Below are 21,481 nucleotides of genomic sequence, written 5' to 3'. Positions count from 1 at the left end.
GAGGGACAGTTCATGAAGAAATGGTTACTTATACTCGTTGCATGTATTATGGTCATTACTGCTGGTTGTTCAATGGAACCGCCAGAATGGGCAAAGGATTCTAGCGATAAAGGTCGAAATAAAACTATTAAAGTTGGATTCTCTGTTTCAACTTTAAATAATCCATTTTTTGTAACTTTGAAAAAGGGTGCAGAAAAGAAAGCGAAAGATAGTGGCATCGAATTAATTGCTGTTGATGCACAAAATGATGCAGCAAAGCAAACGAACGATGTTGAAGATTTAATTCAAAAGGGTGTCGATGTAGTTGTTATTAATCCGACCGATTCAGATGCTGTTGCTTCAGCAGTAAGTGCGGCAAATGCAGCAAATGTTCCTGTTATTACAGTAGACCGCGTTGCGAATTCAGGTAAGGTTGTTTCTCACATTGCTTCTAACAATATCGAAGGTGGTCAAATGGCTAGTGATTACATTCGTGAATTAGTTGGCGAAGGAGCAAACGTTGCTGAGTTAGAAGGAATCCCTGGATCTTCCGCTGCTCGTGAACGTGGGAAAGGATTCCATAACGTAGCCGATAAGTCTTTAAAAGTAGTTGCAAAACAAGCAGCTGATTTTGATAGAGCGAAAGGATTATCTGTTATGGAAAACATTTTGCAAGCAAATGGTGATATTAAAGCCGTGTTTGCGCATAACGATGAGATGGCATTAGGTGCACTTGAAGCATTGAAGTCTGCTGGAAAAACAGATGTAGTCGTTGTTGGATTTGATGCAACAGACGATGCAGTGAAAGCGGTTAACGATGGGCGTATGGCTGCAACAGTTGCTCAAAAACCGGAATTAATCGGGGAGAAGGCGATGCAAACAGCAAAAGAGATAACACAAGGTAAAAAAGTGGACAAATCTATTCCGATTGAATTAGAGCTTATTAAGAAAAATAAATAAATATAAAATGAAAATTAGGAAGGAAGAACAACAAATGAAATTCTTTATTGATACAGCAAACGTTAACGAAATTAAAGAGGCAAATGAATTAGGTGTATTAGCTGGAGTAACGACAAATCCATCACTTGTAGCAAAAGAAGGCGTAGACTTCCACGAACGCATTCGTGAAATTTGCAACGTTGTAGAAGGACCTGTAAGTGCAGAAGTAATTAGCTTAGAAGCTGATAAGATGATTGAAGAAGGAAAAGAACTAGCGAAGATTGCTCCAAACGTTGTAGTAAAAGTTCCAATGACAACAGAAGGTTTAAAAGCAGTAAAAGCGTTCTCTGATTTAGGAATTCGTACAAACGTTACATTAGTGTTCTCAGCAGTTCAAGCATTACTTGCAGCTCGTGCTGGTGCAACATACGTTTCACCATTCTTAGGTCGCTTAGACGATATCGGTCATAACGGTATGGATTTAATTCGTCAAATCGCAGAAATCTTTGCAATTCATGGCATCGAAACAGAAATCATTGCAGCATCTGTACGTCACAGTGTTCACGTAACTGACGCAGCATTAAACGGTGCACATATTGCAACAATCCCAGCAAACGTAATTGCTTCATTAGTGAAGCACCCATTAACAGATCAAGGAATTGAGAAATTCTTAGCTGATTGGGAAAAAACACAAGAGAAATAATAGAAAAGCAAGAATCCTAGTTTAATTGACTAGGATTCTTTTTTATTTAAAAGAATTTTCATGCAATTTTGCATATTGTCTTTTAAATTTGTTATATAAGATATTTAATATATATCACATAACTCTTTATTTTTCATATTTCGACATAAAGTGAAACTTTAATCAGTGGGGGATTTGTTCATCCCCACACTGATTATTAATTGAACCAAGGGATAAAAAGATAGAGGGTCTGACCAGAAAACTGGAGGGCATGATTCTATAACAAAAAGCTTAATGTTTATAGAATTATGTCTTTTTATATAGGGAGGGTAGTAAACAGAGATTTCGACAAAAATGCACCAATTTATCTGAATTTTAAGTTTTATAAAAGGGGAGAAATGGAATGAGAAGAAAAGCACCATTTAAAGTGTTGTCATCATTAGCAATTGCGGCAATTATTGGATGTACATCTGTAATGAGTGCTCCGTTAGCATATGCAGAAACGGCAGCAAAAGAGAAAGATAATGTATCTACAACACCAATTGATTACAATTTAATTCAAGAAGATCGTTTAGCGGAAGCACTGAAAGAAAGAGGAACAATTAATCCAGCATCTTCTAAAGAAGAGACGAAAAAAGCTGTTGAGCAATATATTGAAAAGAAACAAGGAGATCAGGCGAATAAAGAAATTCTTCCAGATGCTCACTCACAAGAAACGTCTGATTTCACAAAAAAAGTAAAAGAGAAAAAGATGGAAGAAAAGGAAAATGTAAAAAAGGCTGAAAAAAATGTTAGCCTTGAGCAAAAGCTAGAACCAAATAAAAAGCAATTGAATGGGCAAGTTCCAACTTCAAAAGCAAAGCAAGCTCCATATAAGGGATCTGTTCGATCGGATAAAGTATTAGTGCTACTCGTTGAATTTAGTGATTATAAACATAATAATATTGATCAAACACCAGGTTATATGTATTCGAAAGACTTTAGTAGAGAACATTATCAAAAGATGTTGTTCGGTAATGAGCCGTATACTTTATTTGATGGTTCAAAAGTAAAAACGTTTAAACAATACTATGAAGAGCAGTCTGGTGGTAGTTATACGACAGATGGATATGTAACGGAGTGGCTAACTGTTCCAGGAAAAGCATCTGATTATGGAGCTGATGGTCGCAGTGGTCACGATAATAAAGGTCCGAAAGGTGCACGTGATTTAGTGAAAGAAGCTTTGCATGCAGCTGCTGAGAAAGGACTAGATTTATCCCAGTTTGATCAATTTGATAGATATGATACAAACAGGGACGGAAATCAAAATGAACCTGACGGTGTAATTGATCATTTAATGGTAATCCATGCTGGTGTTGGTCAAGAAGCTGGTGGCGGTAAATTAGGTGATGATGCGATCTGGTCACATCGTTCAAAATTAGCAGTAGATCCAGTAGCGATTGAAGGTACGAAATCAAAGGTAGAATACTTTGGTGGTAAAGTAGCAGCACATGATTACACAATTGAACCAGAAGATGGAGCTGTAGGTGTGTTTGCACATGAATTTGGACATGATCTTGGATTACCAGATGAATATGACACGAAATATACTGGAAATGGTTCACCAGTCGAAGCTTGGTCATTAATGAGTGGAGGTAGTTGGACAGGGAAAATCGCAGGAACAGAGCCGACTAGTTTTTCACCACAAAATAAAGACTTCTTACAAAAGAATATGGGTGGCAACTGGGCAAAAATATTAGAAGTAGATTACGATAAAATTAAGAGTGGTGTGGGAGTTCCTACCTATATTGATCAAAGTGTTACGAAATCAAATCGTCCAGGCGTTGTACGTGTTAACTTACCAGGTAAAAGTGTTGAAACGATTAAACCGGAGTTTGGAAAGCATGCATATTATAGTACAAGAGGCGATGATATGCATACAACGTTAGAGACACCATTCTTTGATTTAACAAAGGGAACAAATGCAAAATTCGATTATAAAGCAAATTATGAGTTAGAAGCAGAGTGCGATTTCGTCGAAGTACATGCAGTAACAGAAGATGGAACGAAGACGTTAATTGATAGACTTGGAGAAAAAGTAGTCCAAGGAGATAAAGATACAACAGATGGGAAATGGATTGATAAATCATATGATTTAAGTCAATTTAAAGGCAAAAAAGTGAAACTACAATTCGACTATATTACAGATCCGGCTGTAACATATAAAGGTTTTGCGATGGATAATGTAAATGTAACTGTTGATGGACAAGTTGTATTTTCTGATGATGCAGAAGGAAATTCTAAAATGAATTTAAATGGTTTTGTTGTTTCTGATGGGACAGAGAAGAAAGCTCATTATTACTATTTAGAATGGAGAAACTATGCGGGATCAGATAATGGATTAAAAGCAGGAAAAGGTCCAGTGTACAATACAGGTCTTGTCGTTTGGTATGCAGATGATAGCTTTAAAGATAACTGGGTTGGGATGCATCCAGGTGAAGGATTCCTTGGTGTTGTTGACTCTCATCCAGAAGCGCTAGTTGGTAATTTAAACGGGAAACCAGCATACGGTAATACGGGCATGCAAATTGCAGATGCTGCATTTTCATTTGATAAAACACCAGCATGGAGTGTAAATTCATTAACACGTGGTCAGTTTAACTATTCTGGATTACAAGGTGTTACAACTTTTGATGATTCAAAAGTATATAGTAACAAGCAAATTGCAGACGCAGGAAGAAAAGTTCCAAACCTTGGACTTAAATTCCAAGTTGTTGGACAGGCAGAAGATAAATCGGCAGGTGCTGTTTGGATTAAACGTTAATAACATAAAAGCACATTCTTCATATGAAGAGTGTGCTTTTTAATTTGTACAGTAAGTTATTATTTTAGTTTATGTAATACAAGTTTTTATTCATGTGTAGTGTATCAAATTATGTGGGGAAAGGAAATATTTCCGAGGAAATTGTCGAAGTATCGTCAGTATTTATAAACTTTCTGTTTAAAAGAAGAGATGTATTATTGCCTTTACGGCTCAATTTATTTACATTGTTATTTGGTTATACACAAAAGTAATATATTCGGCAGTAAAAGAGCGCTATTGGATAGTGTTCTTTTTGTAGATAGAAAGGAGTTGAGTTAAATGAAAGAAATAATTGAATGTCCACAGTGTGAAGGAGAGATTACTGCGCAACATATTATTGATCTCCCGCATCCTTTTTCATTCAGATGTCCACACTGCAAGGTGAGGTTAAAAGAAATGAGAATCACACCGTGCTTAATATTAGCAGCAATTTGTATCATTCCACTGTTTATTATAATTGGAGAGAGTATTAAGGAATTACTAGTAAAATATTTTTCTATTATAGATGATGTACCAACTGTACTTATTTTCTTCTTATTTTGTTATCCATTGTATTATTTCTATGAAAAATATAATGCTATATTGTTTATTAAATACGGCTTATTGAAAGTTAAAAGTTGAATTGAATAGGAGATTATCATAATGCTTTGGAAAATATATTTAGTTATTGTAGCAATGTTAGCTATTATTTCGTTAGTAAGGGGCATGTTTCAAACACCAATTCAAAAGTTTGACTTTGTAGTTTCTATTATTACGTGGATAGGGCTCTTTGGTTTTGTATTTGATATACAAATATTAACCTCAATTGTTTGGAAATGTATCTTCTTGTTTAGCGTCATTTGGACTTTAACTGCAGTTTTTGTTTTTCGTTTATATGAAGAGCGAGATGAGCCGTTACCTTTTATATTTAAAGTAATTGGAATTATTCCAACGCTTCCATTATATTACGGATTATATCAATATGCATTTTAAAAAAGACAACGATGGATTATCCCATCATTGTCTTTTTTACTTTGCTTCTTACATAAATCATCCCAGCAAATGTTAATAAAAATGCTGTCCCGATAATGAAGCTGATGCTAGGTGATGCTCCGATTGCGCCGACTGTAAAGGAGCCAGCAACAACTCCTAATGAGAAGAAGGCATAAAATAATCCGAATGCCTTTCCGCGATTATCGTCTGTAGTATTTTCAACGAGTAAAGCGTTAATAGACGGGAAGAGGATTGCGAATCCAATTCCATAAATTATCATTACGATAAAGAGCATACCTTTTGTAGCAAATAATCCGAGTAAAGATAATGCGAATGCCATAACTGCAATTCCGATTAGCATTAGTTTCGAACGATTAAATCGATCGTAAATACGATTTGTTGGAAGCAAGAAGAAGAGGATAGCAGTTATACCAAATACACTTAACATCATGCCTGTTGTGGATGCTTTAAGCGCTAATGCCTCAACTTTTACTGGTAACATATAAGTGACAATTCCTTGTGAAAACATTAATGTGAAAGCACCAATATATGCTTGTAATAACGGTTCTGATTTTAAAAGTTCAACCATATCTTCTTTGTTCATCATTTGCGTTCTTGATGTATCTTTTCTTGATACGTTATTTGGTAAGAAGAATAGAGATACGATCGTACCAAGAGCCATTAAAATAGAAATAGTAATGAAGACCCATTCTACGCCAGCTGTTGCTTTCATAATACCGCTGAAAGCCGGTCCTACGATTGCGGCTGTTCCAACAGCAGCACCAGATAGAGCCATTGCTTTTCCTTGTCTTTTTGCATTTGTTTGTTTTGATAAAAATGTAAAGGCAGCAGGAATTAAAAAGCCATCACTAAATCCATGCATAAAGCGAACAACTAATAGTTGTTCACCACTTTGAACAACGGTGTATAACAAGACTATGAAACTCGTAATTCCCATGCTTATATAAAGGATTTTTTTTGCACCAAATTTATCGACAGCTGCTCCAGCAATAATATTACCGATCATATTAGCGAATGAGTACATACCGACAACTAGCCCGATAATAAGAGGGGTTCCTCCAAGGCTTTGAGCGAAAGTACTCATAATAGGTAATTGTGAAAATGTATCTAAAAAAGCCACGATAACGATAAAGTAAATAAAATATTTCAAGCGATATTCACCTCTCCTATGCTATTATGGCACAATGCTAATTTCACCTGCAATGAAATTGAATTAACAGATGTGGAAAAAAGTACAAAGTGACAAAATATTGAACGTTATTTGTAAAAAATTAGTAAGGATGTGATTGTTTTTTTTGAAATATATGGATATAAGTATTATAATAGAATTGTAAACTTCACCAGGTTAAGTATATACATAGAGAGGGATGTATAAAATGAAAGCACTACTTTGGCATAATCAACGTGATGTACGAGTAGAAGAAGTACCAGAACCAACAGTAAAACCAGGAACAGTGAAAATCAAAGTTAAATGGTGTGGTATTTGTGGGACAGACTTGCATGAATATTTAGCAGGGCCTATTTTTATTCCAACAGAAGAACATCCATTAACACATGTGAAAGCACCTGTTATTTTAGGTCATGAGTTTAGTGGTGAGGTAATAGAGATTGGTGAAGGAGTTACATCTCATAAAGTGGGAGACCGCGTTGTTGTAGAACCAATTTATTCTTGTGGTAAATGTGAAGCTTGTAAACATGGACATTACAATGTTTGTGAACAACTTGTTTTCCACGGTCTTGGCGGAGAAGGCGGCGGTTTCTCTGAATATACAGTAGTACCAGAAGATATGGTTCATCACATTCCAGATGAAATGACGTATGAACAAGGTGCGCTTGTAGAACCAGCAGCAGTAGCAGTTCATGCAGTACGTCAAAGTAAATTAAAAGAAGGGGAAGCTGTAGCAGTATTTGGTTGCGGTCCAATTGGACTTCTTGTTATCCAAGCAGCTAAAGCAGCAGGAGCGACTCCTGTTATTGCAGTTGAACTTTCTAAAGAACGTCAAGAGTTAGCGAAATTAGCAGGTGCGGATTATGTATTAAATCCAGCAACTCAAGATGTGTTAGCTGAAATTCGTAACTTAACAAATGGTTTAGGTGTAAATGTTAGCTTTGAAGTAACAGGTGTTGAAGTTGTACTACGACAAGCGATTGAAAGTACAAGCTTCGAAGGACAAACTGTAATTGTTAGCGTATGGGAAAAAGACGCAACAATTACTCCAAATAACTTAGTATTAAAAGAAAAAGAAGTTATTGGTATTTTAGGATACCGTCACATCTTCCCAGCTGTTATTAAATTAATTAGCTCTGGTCAAATTCAAGCAGAGAAATTAATTACGAAAAAAATTACAGTCGATCAAGTTGTTGAAGAAGGATTTGAAGCACTTGTAAAAGATAAAACACAAGTGAAAATTCTTGTTTCACCTAAATAAGATAGAATCGAATAGAGTAGCCCTTTTCTAGAAATAGAAGAGGGCTACTTTTTTTCTATACTGAAAGGTGATAGACTTTCCTTTGACTAAATGTATTTTTGTTTGGAAGGGAGAATCTAATGCTTTCATTTTTGTTAACTTTAAAGCGAATGTTAAGAGCCTGTTTACGAGCGTGGAAAGATAAAGAATTTCAAGTATTATTCGTATTAACAATTTTGACTTTAATATCGGGTACGATTTTTTATAGTACAGTTGAAGAATTACGTCCTATTGACGCTTTATATTTTAGTGTGGTCACGTTGACGACTGTCGGTGATGGGAATTTTAGTCCGCAAACTGATTTCGGAAAGATATTTACAATCTTATACATATTTATTGGGATTGGATTAGTGTTTGGATTTATTCATAAGTTAGCAGTTAATGTACAATTGCCAAGTATATTATCGAATAGAAAAAAAGAGTAAAGCGTTCAGATGCTTTACTCTTTTTTTACATTAGTTTAGACAAGCCTTAATAATAGTTTATTAAAATGAAAGTGTATTCATTCATTATATTCACTGTGTATAAAGTTATAATGATATGAACATTTGCATATTTTAATTTATTGATAGAAATTTCGTGAAAGGTGGGATATTCTAGTCATAGGTTAACCGGACGACATCATAGGATCCTAACAAAATGTTTACAATAATTCAATTATAAAATGGAGGATTTTATATGAAAAAGAAAGTACTTGCTTTAGCGGCAGCTATTACATTAGTTGCTCCATTACAAAGTGTTGCATTTGCTCATGAAAATGATGGGGGACAGAGATTTGGAGTTATTCCGCGCTGGTCTGCTGAAGATAAACATAAAGAAGGCGTGAATTCTCATTTATGGATTGTAAACCGTGCAATTGATATTATGTCTCGTAATACAACACTTGTAAAACAAGATCGAGTTGCACTATTAAATGAATGGCGTACGGAGTTAGAGAACGGTATTTATGCTGCTGACTATGAAAATCCTTATTATGATAATAGCACATTTGCTTCACATTTCTATGACCCTGACAATGGGAAAACTTATATTCCGTATGCAAAGCAGGCAAAGGAAACTGGAGCTAAGTATTTTAAATTAGCTGGTGAGTCTTACAAAAATAAAGATATGAAACAAGCATTCTTCTATTTAGGATTATCTCTTCATTATCTAGGGGATGTAAACCAACCGATGCATGCAGCAAACTTTACGAACCTTTCGTATCCACAAGGGTTCCATTCTAAATATGAAAACTTTGTAGATACGATAAAAGATAACTATAAAGTAACGGATGGAAATGGATATTGGAACTGGAAAGGTACGAATCCAGAAGATTGGATTCATGGAGCGGCAGTAGTTGCGAAACAAGATTACGCTGGCATTGTAAATGATAATACGAAAGATTGGTTCGTGAGAGCTGCTGTATCACAAGAATATGCAGATAAATGGCGCGCTGAAGTTACACCAATGACAGGTAAGCGTTTAATGGATGCACAACGTGTTACTGCTGGATATATTCAGCTTTGGTTTGATACGTACGGAAATCGTTAAGTATTTAAAAAAGGTCAAATCTCAGAATAGAGTATTTGGCCTTTTTATCACTATACAATACATGGAGGTATGAAACGTGAAAGGTAAATTGCTAAAAGGTGTACTTAGCTTAGGTGTTGGTCTAGGAGCTTTATATAGCGGAACGTCAGCTCAAGCAGAAGCGTCTACAAATCAAAACGATACATTAAAAGTGATGACGCATAATGTATATATGCTATCAACAAACTTATATCCGAACTGGGGACAAACTGAGCGTGCTGATTTAATCGGGGCGGCAGATTATATAAAGAATCAAGACGTAGTTATATTAAATGAAGTGTTTGATAATAGCGCATCAGATCGTTTATTAGGGAATTTGAAGAAAGAATATCCAAATCAAACAGCAGTATTAGGTCGTAGTAGTGGAAGTGAATGGGATAAAACGTTAGGAAACTATTCATCTTCAACTCCTGAAGATGGTGGCGTTGCGATTGTGAGCAAATGGCCAATCGCTGAAAAGATTCAATATGTATTTGCAAAAGGATGCGGGCCAGATAATTTATCGAATAAAGGATTTGTATACACGAAAATTAAGAAAAATGATCGCTTTGTTCATGTAATTGGTACGCATTTGCAAGCGGAAGATAGTATGTGCGGAAAAACTTCACCTGCATCTGTACGTACAGACCAATTAAAAGAAATTCAAGACTTTATTAAAAATAAAAATATACCAAATAATGAGTATGTGTTAATTGGTGGTGATATGAACGTAAATAAAATAAATGCAGAGAACAAGAATGACTCAGAGTATGCATCTATGTTTAAAACATTGAACGCTTCTGTACCATCTTATACTGGACATACAGCGACTTGGGACGCAACGACAAACAGTATTGCAAAATATAATTTCCCTGATAGTCCTGCTGAGTATTTAGATTATATTATTGCAAGTAAAGACCATGCGAACCCATCGTATATAGAGAATAAGGTGTTACAGCCGCAATCTCCACAATGGACTGTTACATCATGGTTCCAAAAATATACGTATAATGATTACTCTGATCATTATCCAGTAGAGGCGACTATTTCTATGAAGTAGTTTCAAAAAGTTTCTTCGTAAAGAAGAAACTTTTTTTATTTGCAAACAGGAAAATCACACTTTCTTTCCAATATGTATAAGACATATTGAGAAGAGGAGAGAAAAATGTGGATCGAGGAATTTTTAAAGAAGTTCCATTACCGTGTGCATTTTTGGATGAAGTGGCTTTAGATAGAAATATTCAATCAATTATAGAGTTAAGTGGAAATAAAAAGATTCGTATAGCGAGTAAATCGTTACGCTCTGTTCCGATTATGCAAAAGATACTAGCTGCAAATGATCGATTTCAAGGTATTATGTGCTTTTCACCTAGAGAGATTTTATTTTTAATAGAACAAGGATTTAATGATTTATTGCTTGGATATCCTGCTTACGATGAAAGAGCTCTGTATGAAATTAGTTTGTTAACAAAGAAAGGTTTCATTATAACTTGTATGGTGGATTGTGAAGAGCATATTGTGTATTTAGAAAACATTGCTGAGCAATCTAAAGGATGTTTTCGTGTTTGTTTGGATATTGATATGAGTAGTCGCTTCTTTCAATTTCATTTTGGTGTACAAAGGTCCCCAGTAAAAAATGTGCAGGATGCGTTGAAAGTAGTAGAAAAGGTGAGAAGGTCATCATATTTAATGTTAGATGGTGTAATGGGATATGAAGCTCAAATTGCCGGGGTGGGCGATTATATACCGAATCAATGGTTGAAAAGTAAAGTGATTTCGTATTTAAAGCAGAAATCAGTGCTAGAAGTTAAAGAAAGAAGAGAACATATTGTAAAAGCAATACAAAACATTGGTATTGAGCTAAGGTTTGTAAATGGAGGCGGAACAGGAAGCATAAAAACAACCGAGAAAGATAATTCAGTTTCAGAGATTACAATAGGTTCTGCTTTTTATTCTCCGAAGCTGTTTGATTATTATAAAGAGGTGAAATTTCATCCAGCGGTCGGATTTGCCTTACCAGTTGTGCGTAAACCAGTCCCGTTTATTTACACTTGCCTAGGTGGTGGATATATTGCTTCAGGAGCAGTTGGAAAAGATAAAGAGCCTGAAGTTTGGAGACCGAAGGGTGCAAAATTATTAGCTTTAGAAGGTGCTGGCGAGGTACAAACGCCAATTTTTTATAACGGCGAGGAACGAGTGGATATAGGAGAGACCATTTTGTTTCGTCATAGTAAGGCTGGTGAATTATGTGAACGCTTTCCTTTTTTATATCGTGTTAAAAAAGGAGAGATTGTCGGGGAGTATTCAACATATCGGGGGGATGGCCAATGCTTTCTATAAAGGGACAAAAGTGGAGAAATTGGACAGGGAATGTAGAAGGAACGCCGCATTATACGATGTATCCAGAAAGTATACAAGATGTAGTAGAAGTTGTGGGGCTTGCGCGAAAAAAGGGAAAGAAAATTCGTGTTGTCGGTTCAGGACACTCGTTTACCCCCCTTGTGCAAACGGAAGAAGTTTTAGTTTCTTTAGATGAATTGAAGGGTATTGTGAATATTGATGCAGAGAAGATGGTTGCTGAAGTATGGGCAGGAACAAAGTTATATGATTTAGGGAAGTTACTTGAGGAAAAAGGTTATGCGCAAGAAAATTTAGGGGATATTGATTCGCAATCTATTGCAGGAGCGATTAGTACGGGGACTCATGGAACGGGTATTACCTTTGGGAGTTTATCAACACAAGTTATAGAGATTACGGCAGTTCTATCTAATGGTGAGAGTATAGTTTGTTCGGAAGCTGAGAACGTAGAATATTGGAGAGCGTTTCAGTTGTCACTTGGAATGTTAGGTATCATTGTAAAGATAAAATTGAAGGTTATTCCAGCGTATTCACTCGTTTATGAAAGTGAAAAACAGTCATTATCCACTGTAATGAACAAACTAGAAGAATATAAGAAGCATCGTCATTTTGAATTTTTCGTTTTTCCTTATTCTGATGAAGTACAAGTGAAACTTACGAACGAAACAACGAATAAAGGCAGTGATTTGAAATGGCATAAACTAAAGGTGGAGTTACTTGAAAATAGGATGTTCTCTTTACTATCTAAAGGATGTAAATGGTTTCCTTCTATAAGTAAAGGCGTGAGTCGGTTATCAGCTAAAGCTGTACCAAACACAAAAATAATTGGCCCGAGCTATGAAGTATTTGCTACATCACGTACGGTGCCATTTTATGAAATGGAGTATAGCATTCCTTCAAAGTATATGAGGACGGTTGTAGAAGAAATCTCAAATCTTATTGAAAAGAAAAAGTATAAGGTGCACTTCCCAATCGAATGCCGCTATGTGAAAGGGGATGATATATGGCTTAGTCCGGCCTATGGAAGAGATTCAGCATATATCGCTGTTCATATGTATAAAGGTATGAAATATGCTGCTTACTTTGGCGAAGTGGAAAAGATTTTTCTGAAGTATGAAGGGCGTCCACATTGGGGGAAAATGCATACATTATCGTATGAACAATTACAATATATATATCCAGAGTTTCATTCGTTTTTACAGGTGAGGAAATCTCTAGATGAACTTGGAATGTTTTTTAATCCTTATGCGGAGAAGTTATTTATCCCGCTATTTGTCAGGCAGTAAGACCCCTACCTCAAAATTCAGTGGAAGCAAAGAAGTTAGGTGAGGGCTAATTAAAGTTTCACATTATGTATATGAAAAAGGTGACAAATAATTATTTGTCACCTTTTTTTAGTGTAATTGCATTTCTTGTATGACTAATATGTTCATAAAATAGTAGTTTATCACGGCTAAATACATGCAGTAAAACATGAATAATAAATAGGCCGTTAATGATGAATAGGAATAATAATGTAACGAGTAATACTAAAGGCTCTGTGTGATTTAAAATAGAGCTACTAGAAAGAATATAATTGATTCCACCTAATGCAAAATAAAATATACCGTAACGAATAAATAGTTCTTTTAATGTAATACGATTTGATTTTCCTTTCACGTGAATGCGAAGCAATGCTTTCCCAATTGTTTTTCCGTTAGTAAAGTATGGAATAATAATAAAGTAAATAAGGATTGAACACGTAATGAAAATGAGTTCATACATATTGGTGTAAGATTGCATATTAGAAACGAAGAAAGAATTTCCTTTGTTTTTAACGACAGGTACGACGATAGATAAGAAAATCCAATCAATTTGCATCGCGATAAGGCGACGAATGAATCCGACTGGTTTCGTTTCCAAATCAATATGACTATCTAACTCGTTTGTCTTCGGAAGGAAGTACGTAAATATTGGTGCAATGATAAAACCAATTACGCCACCTAATGTATTTAAAAACAAATCATCGATATCAAATAATCGGTATGCACAATTGTATATACCGTATAATCCAGTCACTTGTGTTAGCTCAAAAAATAGTGAAAGGAAAAAGGAAATGCAAATTGTTTGTAAGAAACTACGTCGGAAATAATAACGTAAGTAAATACCGAATGGAACAGTTAATAGAACGTTAAAGGCAACTTGTAAAAACGCAGACTCTTTTAATAAGTAGAAATAAGTAGCTGGTTTCGTTAAAACTGCCGATGTATGACTACTAATCTCTTGTATGAAATAAAATGGTGCGAGTTGCATGTGTTGTGTATTAGCCGGTTGTAGGCTACAAGTATCAAACGTTTGTGGCAACGGCAAAATAACAAGAAAATAGGCATTTAATAAGTAAAGTAATAATGAGTATAAAATAAATGAGCGCCATTTATTTAAATAACCGTATTTTCGATAATTAAATATTAAAAAAGGGATTAAAAGAAACATTGCTAAAAAGGGAAATAAAATAAATGCTGTTTTCACAGGAAATAAATATGCAGTCAAAGTAAAACTCCTTTCAATAAAAATTCGTTTATCATTATAGCGCTAAAAATATTTAAATACAAAGTTAAAATATTTCGAAATAGAAATAATTACTAATTTTACAGGAATTAAGTTATAATAAATCTAATATAAGGATATTATGATTATATAAGTTGAGAGAGGGTACAAGAGATGCGATATGAACTTTTTTCTGTAAGTGGGGATCATATTACGACTTTTGAAAGTGCATGGCGTTTTCAGGAGGGAGAACAGATTTTTGTTCATGATGATCAAACAAAACGAAACTTTATTATTATTCGGCTGACGCATGATGTATTTCAAGAAAATAAACATGTTATTCGTTTGTATTGTCAAGAGAAGAAAGTGTATGCATAAGAGAAGCCCTCTTACAGTATGAAAAGTAAGAGGTCCTTATCTCGTTATTTGTGAACAGCCCAATTGATGAGGGCTGATTAAAGTTTCACTTTATCATTTTGTCCCTCGTAAGGAATAAAAAGAGAAGGGTTAATGCACATAGGTAGCATTTGATTTGGAAGAAAGGATATAGCCTTGTATTTTGTGCTTCAAAGTTTCATTGCCTTCTTTTTGAGAAAGCCATGTATGGTAATCTTGTTGTGTTTTCCATAACATACGAATCATATACTCTGCCTTATCATTTGTACGATGAACAGGTGAAAACTCTATGTTAATACAACCGTTCGTTCCGGGGGAAGGATAATATTGTTTAAGCCCATAAAGTAGCTCATTTTCATATTCGTACTTAATGTGAATGAGTTTAGTAACTATAAACATATAAACACCTCTTTTACGATAATAGTAGGAAAGATAGAATTACTGTAATAGTGAACTCAATAAATATTATACTATTCTGAAAATTATAAGTAAATAATAGGTTTTAACTTAATAAAGGTATAAAAAAGCGAGTCATTCTATTACACTAGATGACTCGCTTTTAATTTGTAAGTTTTACTTTATAAGAAAATAAGAGTAAGTACACCTACGATAATACAATAGAAAGAGAAATATTTTAAATTTCCTTTTGCCATAATGTTCATAAACCATTTTAGTGAAATATACGTCATGATAAATGTTGCGATGAATGCAACGACATATGGTACGAATAATGTGTCTAGATTTGGATCATTTGCAATGTCTGTAATGCTTAACAATAAGCCACCTAAGCTAACAGGAATGTATAGTAAGAATGAGAAGCGAAGAGCTGTTTCTTGCTTCATACCAAGTAACATTGCTGCTACGATTGTGGCACCAGATCGGCTTATTCCGGGAATCAGTGCACAAGCTTGTGCTAATCCGACGATGATTGCATCTTTCATAGAAAGGTCGCCATCATTTTTACGACCGCGTAAATTTCTAATAATCCAAAGGCCGACAGCAGTAATAAGAAGGGAAACCCCAACCATCTTCACACCTTTTAAGTACTGATCGATGTAATCTTTAAATAAAACACCAATAACACCTGCTGGAATGGTTGCAATAACAAGATAAATAATAAAGAAGAAATCTGATTTTGCGTCTTCTGCTCTTGTAAATATATAAGAGAGACCATTCTTTGTTAGACGAATTAAATCATTTCTATAAATAAGTAATACAGCTAATAATGAAGCTGAATTAACAAGTAGTTCGAAGCTAAACCCTTCTATTTTTAGTCCTAGCAAATGTTGTGCTAAAACGAGATGACCACTTGAAGAAATCGGAATTGGTTCTGTTAATCCTTGGAACAGACCGAGAATTAAATATTTTAAAACGTAGTAAAATTGTTCCATAATAACCTCCTTGTTTATTAGTTGAAAGAAACAACTTTTCCATTATAACAAAGATATGGATGAATATTGAAAAGAAATAAATATTCGAAATAAAATAAAAATCCCTTATAGCAGTATAAGGGATTTTTATTTTTAATTAAGAAGTCACTGTTCCTTGAAGACTTTTAGACAATTGAACATCGACTTTTTCAGCATCATGAATATGATTCATAATAGTAGTATTTAATTTTTGGAACATTTGTTGTGTATTAGCAAATTCTCGTAATATGTCATCATTACAAGACTTTTGGTTTTCGATAGCCTTAATAACATTTGTAGCACCATTTTGTAACGTTTGAATCATAACTAAAATATTTTCAATTCTAGCATTTGTATCGGCGCTCATTTCTACACCTTCATCGACTAAATGTAAATTATCTTTTGTGTTATCATATGCTTTTTCAATTTCTTCTTGAATTTTTTTCGTTAAGTTGCCGATGTTTTTTGTACTTTCTGCTGTACTTTCCGCTAGTTTTCTTACTTCATTGGCAACGACAGCGAATCCTTTACCGTGCTCTCCAGCACGCGCGGCTTCAATACTCGCATTTAATGCAAGTAAATTTGTTTGTGCTGCAATGTTTTGAATGACTTCTACAATTTGCTCGATTTCCTTTGAGCGTTCGCTTAGATGATTCATACTATTAGACGTGCGTTGAGATTGTTCACCTAATTTATTAATTACAATAAGTAAGCGGTGAACGGATTCTTTTCCTTCATTAGAGCAGTCAATAATTTCTGCAATAGACTGAATTAAGCTTTGTTCCTTTTGTAACATTTCATTATTTAACTCATTGGAATGTGTCGTACGTGTTGAAACATTTTCGAAACATGAACTTAACTGTTGAACTAAATTTTGAAGTGTATTGTGTTGGTTATTTACAAGTTGATGCTCTTGTACAACGCTTTGTACACGATCGTGGATAGTAGAAATAGTCTCTTGCTTTTCAATATCTTTTTGTTTTAATTCTGCTTCTAATTCTTGTATACGCACTTCTAATTGAGCAATTGTATGTTGGAGTGATTTTTTTTGAGTAAACATGTATTTATTTCAACCGCCTTCGAAAGTTATATTTTCTCTATATTTGGATTTTAGCATCTTTTGTATTTTTTAAATATAGGAATTGTTAAATATTTAAGAATCTATTACATTTTATTCATAATTCTCTTTTTTTCGTCACGAAAAATAAACTGTATTTAATCGTTTTGTAAACAAACTGTAAAATAAATCATGTATAACTGTATAAGAAGGGAGTCGGATTATGAACTATTTTAAGCGAATCAGCTGTCTAGTATTAGCAGGAATTATCGGTCTTTCTAGTACAGTCGCTGTTAAAGCAGAGTCAAACGACGAGAAACTTAACAACATGCAACAGCAATTGCAACAAAACGATGCAGAAATGCAAAAGAAAGAGCAAGAGAAGCAAGCTGTTAGTAAAGAAATTAAAGGTATCGAAAACGAACTACATAATTTAAATAATACAATTGCAAAAAATAAAGAGGATCAAGCTGCTATTCAACGTAAAATTGATGAAACACATAAGCAGATTGAACAAAAAAAGGAAGAAATTATCGTTTTAGAGGATAAAGTCCTTGCTCGTAAAGATATTATGAGAAAACGTATGGTTTCTGTTCAGAACAGTTCAAATACAAGTTTAGTAGTAGAAGTTGTAGTAGAGTCAAAAAACTTTGCAGACTTCTTACAACGTATGAACGCAGTTTCTACTATTCTAGAAGCTGATAAAGAAATTTTACGTCTACAAGAACAAGATCTTCGTCAAATTGAAGAAGATAAGAAAACAATTGACGAAAAAGAAGCATCTTTAGTAGTAGACAAACAAAAATTAGCAAAAGCGCAAGCTGAACTGCAAGATAACCTGAAAAAACGTCAAGATAACTTGCAAACAGTTCAAGCTAAATATAATGAAGTTGCAAGCCAACTTAATTTAGCAGCGGAAGAGAAAGCTAAAATTGAATCAAATATGAAGGCAGTACAAGAAACAATTGCTCGTGAGCAAGAAGCAGCAAGAATCGCAGCGGAAGAGCGTGCAAAAGCAGAAGCGGCTGCAAAAGCAGAGCAAGAAGCTTTAGCGAAAGCACAAGCAGAAATTGCTGAAAAGCAAAAACAAGAAAAAGCTAATAAACCAGCTGAACCAGTTGCTAATAATAATTCGAAGGTAGAACCTACCAAACCTGCACAACCTGAACCACCTTCTAAGCCAACTGCTGGTGGGAAAGAAATTTATGTAGAAGCTACAGCTTATACAGCTGATCCAGCGGAAAATGGTTATGCACCAGGTCAACAAGTATTTTCTGCATGGGGACACTATAACTTAACTGCAAACCCAGGAATGAAATTAATTGCTGTAGATCCAAATGTTATTCCATTAGGTAAGACTGTAAATGTTGAAGGTTATGGAGTAGCAATTGCAGCCGATACTGGTGGAGCTATTAAGGGGCATAGAATTGATGTTTTAATGCCAGATAAAGGTTCATCAAGTAGTTGGGGCAGAAGAACAGTTAAAGTTACAATTTTAAACTAACACGTAATCCAACTTTACAATACGTAGAGTTGGATTTTTTTATAATAATAATGTTAAGTTGAGTTTACATTTTGTTAAGGATAGCATACAATAATGGTGAGAGGTGGTAAATTTGACCATTTTAAACAGAGTAAAAGAATTAAGAGCTCGTTTTAACTTTACGCAAAGCGTATTAGCAGAAAAGGTTGGAGTAACGAGACAAACAATTGCAGCAATTGAAAAAGGGGATTACGTTCCTTCGTTGTTATTGGCACTTACGATTTGTGATGTGTTTCAGTTAAAGATGGAAGATGTGTTTGTTTTAAATAAGGAGGGGGAAAAGGATGAATAGAATTGTTTTTTCTTATATTATAAATGTACTCTATACTGCACTAGCATGTTGGACATTTGTTGAATTTTATAGTGTTATTACAGAGTTAGCAGATATAATTAAAAACGAGAAATTCCCGTTTGAAGTATGGTTTAATGGAGTACCATTCATTTTATTATTTATTGGAGCAATTATAGTTACAATTTTTTATAGAATTCAAAAGAAAAAATATAAGAATTTATCTTTTTGGATGTATCCATTATTATTTCCACTAGAAGATGAACGTGAAAAAGCGATTACGGATAAAGCTTGTAGAACAACATTTGTATCGTTATGGTTTGTGTTACCTTGTGCAGTTGGATTTTTAACTTTTTCGCCTATTATTAATGAATATCTTCCTGGATACCCATTATATATTCTATTTTCTATTTTCTTTATTCAAATGACAGTATTTCACGTATCACTATACAGAAATAAATTAGCTTAAAAAGAAACCTTCTTGCACCGGCAAGAAGGTTTCTTTTTAAGCTAATACTTGTACATATAGCGATATTATTTTATCATTTTATATAGAGTAAGATTTTGTAAGGGAAAGGAACTGTGTATGAATAAGCAAAGAATTTATAGTATAGTAGCAATTCTGCTATTTGTTGTAGGTGGCGTGTTAATTGGAAAGCCATTTTATGATGGATATCAGGCTGAAAAGAAACAGACTGAAAATGTGCAGGCTGTTCAAAAGATGGATTATGAAAAGCATGAGACGGAATTTGTAGATGCTTCCAAAATTAATCAACCAGACTTGGCGGAAGTAGCGAATGCATCATTAGATAAGAAACAAGTAATTGGTCGTATTTCGATTCCAAGTGTTTCAGTAGAACTGCCTGTTTTAAAAGCTTCTACTGAAAAAAACTTATTATCAGGTGCAGCGACAGTAAAAGAGAATCAAGTTATGGGAAAAGGAAATTACGCATTAGCAGGACATAATATGTCTAAAAAAGGTGTTTTATTTAGTGATATAGCTTCTTTGAAAAAAGGCGATAAAATTTATTTGTATGACAATGAAAATGAATATGAGTATGCGGTTACTGGTGTATCTGAAGTGACTCCTGATAAGTGGGAAGTTGTAGAGGATCATGGGAAAGATGAGATAACGCTTATTACATGTGTATCTGTAAAGGACAATTCTAAGCGTTATGTTGTTGCTGGTGATTTAGTAGGAACGAAGGCGAAGAAGTAAAAAAGAAGGGGAACTCTTTAAAGAGTTCCCCTTCTTTTTTACTAATGTTGAGAAATAATAGAATATTTCGGTTTGTATTTAATTATTCTTCTATTTATGTATAATAAATTTATAATTCTATATTTTGGGAGGAACAAGAGTGAGACAACAGGTGAAGAAACTTCTTTTAACAACGAGTATAGCGTTATTGGTAGCTCCAATTTCAGCTTATGCGCATCCAGGGCGTACAGATGCTAATGGCGGACATACGTGTCGTACAAATTGTGAGAAGTGGGGATTACAGTACGGGGAATATCATTATCACAATAAACCAGCTTCTAGTAGTGGCGCAACGAGCCCAGCTCCTAGTCAGAATAATAATAGTGCTGTAGAAGCTGAGAGACAAGTAGAAGCACAGCGCAATACTGAGGCTGAAAAACAACGTGCTGCAGAAGCACAGCGTAAAGCTGAAGAAGAGAGACAACGTGTAGCCGAGGAACAAAGAAAAGCTGAAGAGGCACGTAAGCAAGAGGAAGCGCAGCGCCAAGCTGATATGGAAAAAGGTCAACTTGAAGGTCAAAAGAATGGAGAAACTGATTTTAAAGCAGGAAAAAATGATGCAGAAGTGCATGTAGCTGGAAAATCTGATGCATATAAACAAGCGTTTAAAGCGACTTATGTAGCCGCATGGTCTTTAGAAGAGCAGAAGAAAACGCATTTTGAAAAAGGAAAAGAACAAGGTTTAGCACAAGAGACAATGGACGATAGTCAAGTTGCTCCAGAGTTTAAGGTAAACTTTGCAGACGGATTCAAAGTAGGGAATAAAGAAAGAACAGAAAAAATTGAAAAAGAGCAAGCTGAATTAGGGGAAAAGACAGGGAAAGAACTAGCTGAAAAGAATCCTGGAAATAGAGAGAAAGAAGTATACGTGAAGGCATATGAAAAAGCGTATGAAAAAGGCTATAAGTCTACAAAAAAGGCAGTAGAAAAGGCTGGCTATAAGTATGCTTTTGAAAACTATGATTTAAAAGTTCCTGCTAAGTATGAACGAAATGAATTGTTAAAGAAATGGTTTACTGAAGGATTTAAATCGAATAAAAAAGCAGCGGAAATTCGAGAAGAAGGGTATAAAAAGGGAGATAGCTGGTTCTCATTTTTCTATAAGAGTTTCGTACCAAGTGAATATAAAGAACATAAAGAGCTGTACGAACAAGCAATAGAAAAAGGTAAAACAGTATAAAAAAAGATGAGGAG

Annotated in this window: 21 protein-coding genes and 1 pseudogene; 17 read left to right on the top strand and 5 right to left on the bottom strand. The window is 34.6% G+C overall.

The annotated features are described in order from the left end of the window. Positions 1-12 precede the first annotated feature (12 nt). The 5 genes from rbsB to D1166_RS16190 all read left to right on the top strand — a co-directional run bounded on the left by rbsB (position 13) and on the right by D1166_RS16190 (position 5,414). Entirely contained in the window at positions 13-939 is a 927-nt protein-coding gene (rbsB, locus tag D1166_RS16210; RefSeq protein WP_000758974.1) for a ribose ABC transporter substrate-binding protein RbsB, read from the top strand. A gap of 34 nt (positions 940-973) precedes the next feature. Continuing rightward, positions 974-1,621 carry a fructose-6-phosphate aldolase gene (gene fsa / locus D1166_RS16205; protein WP_000667698.1) on the top strand — a complete coding sequence of 216 codons (648 nt, stop codon included), beginning with the start codon at positions 974-976 and terminating at the stop codon, positions 1,619-1,621. A 382-nt stretch (positions 1,622-2,003) separates the two neighbouring features. Beyond that, a complete protein-coding gene (inhA2, locus tag D1166_RS16200; RefSeq protein ID WP_097861489.1) occupies positions 2,004-4,403 on the top strand; it encodes a M6 family metalloprotease immune inhibitor InhA2 in 2,400 nt (799 codons plus the stop codon). A 318-nt stretch (positions 4,404-4,721) separates the two neighbouring features. Further along, the gene (locus D1166_RS16195; RefSeq protein WP_000658667.1) at positions 4,722-5,063 is read left to right on the top strand and encodes a hypothetical protein; all 342 of its coding nucleotides are present in this window, start codon (positions 4,722-4,724) and stop codon (positions 5,061-5,063) included. Between the two features lie 21 nt (positions 5,064-5,084). Next, the gene (locus D1166_RS16190; protein ID WP_000964467.1) at positions 5,085-5,414 is read left to right on the top strand and encodes a hypothetical protein; all 330 of its coding nucleotides are present in this window, start codon (positions 5,085-5,087) and stop codon (positions 5,412-5,414) included. A gap of 16 nt (positions 5,415-5,430) precedes the next feature. Here the strand turns inward: D1166_RS16190 and D1166_RS16185 are convergent, their stop codons facing one another. Further along, positions 5,431-6,585, bottom strand: coding sequence for an MFS transporter (locus D1166_RS16185; protein ID WP_000873270.1), 1,155 nt, complete (start codon positions 6,583-6,585; stop codon positions 5,431-5,433). A gap of 226 nt (positions 6,586-6,811) precedes the next feature. Here D1166_RS16185 and bdhA point away from each other — a divergent pair, with 226 nt between their 5' ends. The 6 genes from bdhA to D1166_RS16155 all read left to right on the top strand — a co-directional run bounded on the left by bdhA (position 6,812) and on the right by D1166_RS16155 (position 13,095). After that, positions 6,812-7,864: a (R,R)-butanediol dehydrogenase gene (gene bdhA, locus D1166_RS16180; protein ID WP_000645827.1), complete on the top strand. Its 1,053-nt coding sequence runs from the start codon at positions 6,812-6,814 to the stop codon at positions 7,862-7,864. Between the two features lie 119 nt (positions 7,865-7,983). Then, positions 7,984-8,328, top strand: coding sequence for a potassium channel family protein (locus D1166_RS16175; protein ID WP_000948209.1), 345 nt, complete (start codon positions 7,984-7,986; stop codon positions 8,326-8,328). A 253-nt stretch (positions 8,329-8,581) separates the two neighbouring features. Beyond that, on the top strand, positions 8,582-9,433 hold the full coding sequence (cerA, locus tag D1166_RS16170) for a phospholipase CerA (protein WP_000730997.1): 852 nt from the start codon (positions 8,582-8,584) through the stop codon (positions 9,431-9,433). Between the two features lie 76 nt (positions 9,434-9,509). Further along, the gene (gene sph / locus D1166_RS16165; protein WP_000676797.1) at positions 9,510-10,511 is read left to right on the top strand and encodes a sphingomyelinase C; all 1,002 of its coding nucleotides are present in this window, start codon (positions 9,510-9,512) and stop codon (positions 10,509-10,511) included. Between the two features lie 107 nt (positions 10,512-10,618). Further along, complete coding sequence (locus D1166_RS16160; protein ID WP_000373747.1) at positions 10,619-11,791, top strand: amino acid deaminase/aldolase; 1,173 nt, start codon at positions 10,619-10,621, stop codon at positions 11,789-11,791. Next, a complete protein-coding gene (locus tag D1166_RS16155; protein ID WP_000948950.1) occupies positions 11,779-13,095 on the top strand; it encodes a D-arabinono-1,4-lactone oxidase in 1,317 nt (438 codons plus the stop codon). The genes D1166_RS16160 and D1166_RS16155 overlap by 13 nt, the downstream gene beginning before the upstream one ends. A 91-nt stretch (positions 13,096-13,186) precedes the next feature. On the opposite strand, the gene D1166_RS16150 is transcribed toward D1166_RS16155, so the two are convergent. Then, positions 13,187-14,338 (bottom strand): VanZ family protein, encoded by a 1,152-nt coding sequence (locus D1166_RS16150; protein WP_000128014.1) that lies wholly within the window; start codon positions 14,336-14,338, stop codon positions 13,187-13,189. Between the two features lie 171 nt (positions 14,339-14,509). Between D1166_RS16150 and D1166_RS16145 the strand changes: the two genes are divergently transcribed. Then, complete coding sequence (locus tag D1166_RS16145) at positions 14,510-14,713, top strand: hypothetical protein (RefSeq protein WP_001268331.1); 204 nt, start codon at positions 14,510-14,512, stop codon at positions 14,711-14,713. A 129-nt stretch (positions 14,714-14,842) separates the two neighbouring features. Here D1166_RS16145 and D1166_RS16140 read toward each other — a convergent pair whose 3' ends face one another. From D1166_RS16140 to D1166_RS32365, 3 genes and pseudogenes are all read right to left on the bottom strand, one after another. Beyond that, a complete protein-coding gene (locus D1166_RS16140) occupies positions 14,843-15,130 on the bottom strand; it encodes a hypothetical protein (protein ID WP_000471239.1) in 288 nt (95 codons plus the stop codon). Between the two features lie 179 nt (positions 15,131-15,309). Continuing rightward, entirely contained in the window at positions 15,310-16,122 is an 813-nt protein-coding gene (locus D1166_RS16135) for an undecaprenyl-diphosphate phosphatase (protein ID WP_000434796.1), read from the bottom strand. A 136-nt stretch (positions 16,123-16,258) separates the two neighbouring features. Continuing rightward, positions 16,259-16,789: pseudogene (locus D1166_RS32365) on the bottom strand (methyl-accepting chemotaxis protein); the annotation flags it as partial. A 631-nt stretch (positions 16,790-17,420) separates the two neighbouring features. On the opposite strand from D1166_RS32365, the gene D1166_RS16125 reads away from it, so the two are divergent. The 5 genes from D1166_RS16125 (at position 17,421) to D1166_RS16105 (ending at position 21,467) form a co-directional block, all read left to right on the top strand. Beyond that, positions 17,421-18,701, top strand: a complete 1,281-nt coding sequence (locus D1166_RS16125) for a 3D domain-containing protein (RefSeq protein ID WP_001105775.1) — start codon at positions 17,421-17,423, stop codon at positions 18,699-18,701. 112 nt (positions 18,702-18,813) lie between these two features. After that, entirely contained in the window at positions 18,814-19,032 is a 219-nt protein-coding gene (locus D1166_RS16120; RefSeq protein ID WP_000154020.1) for a helix-turn-helix transcriptional regulator, read from the top strand. Continuing rightward, the gene (locus tag D1166_RS16115) at positions 19,025-19,498 is read left to right on the top strand and encodes a DUF2178 domain-containing protein (protein WP_001080043.1); all 474 of its coding nucleotides are present in this window, start codon (positions 19,025-19,027) and stop codon (positions 19,496-19,498) included. The genes D1166_RS16120 and D1166_RS16115 overlap by 8 nt, the downstream gene beginning before the upstream one ends. A gap of 117 nt (positions 19,499-19,615) precedes the next feature. After that, positions 19,616-20,248 carry a class A sortase gene (locus D1166_RS16110; protein ID WP_001041724.1) on the top strand — a complete coding sequence of 211 codons (633 nt, stop codon included), beginning with the start codon at positions 19,616-19,618 and terminating at the stop codon, positions 20,246-20,248. Positions 20,249-20,387: 139 nt separating this feature from the next. After that, complete coding sequence (locus D1166_RS16105; protein ID WP_097861487.1) at positions 20,388-21,467, top strand: YHYH domain-containing protein; 1,080 nt, start codon at positions 20,388-20,390, stop codon at positions 21,465-21,467. Positions 21,468-21,481 lie beyond the last annotated feature (14 nt).

The organism is Bacillus sp. ISO11, from assembly GCF_003458115.1.
Classification (GTDB): domain Bacteria; phylum Bacillota; class Bacilli; order Bacillales; family Bacillaceae_G; genus Bacillus_A; species Bacillus_A cereus.
This window is presented reverse-complemented; position numbering and strand designations above follow the sequence as displayed.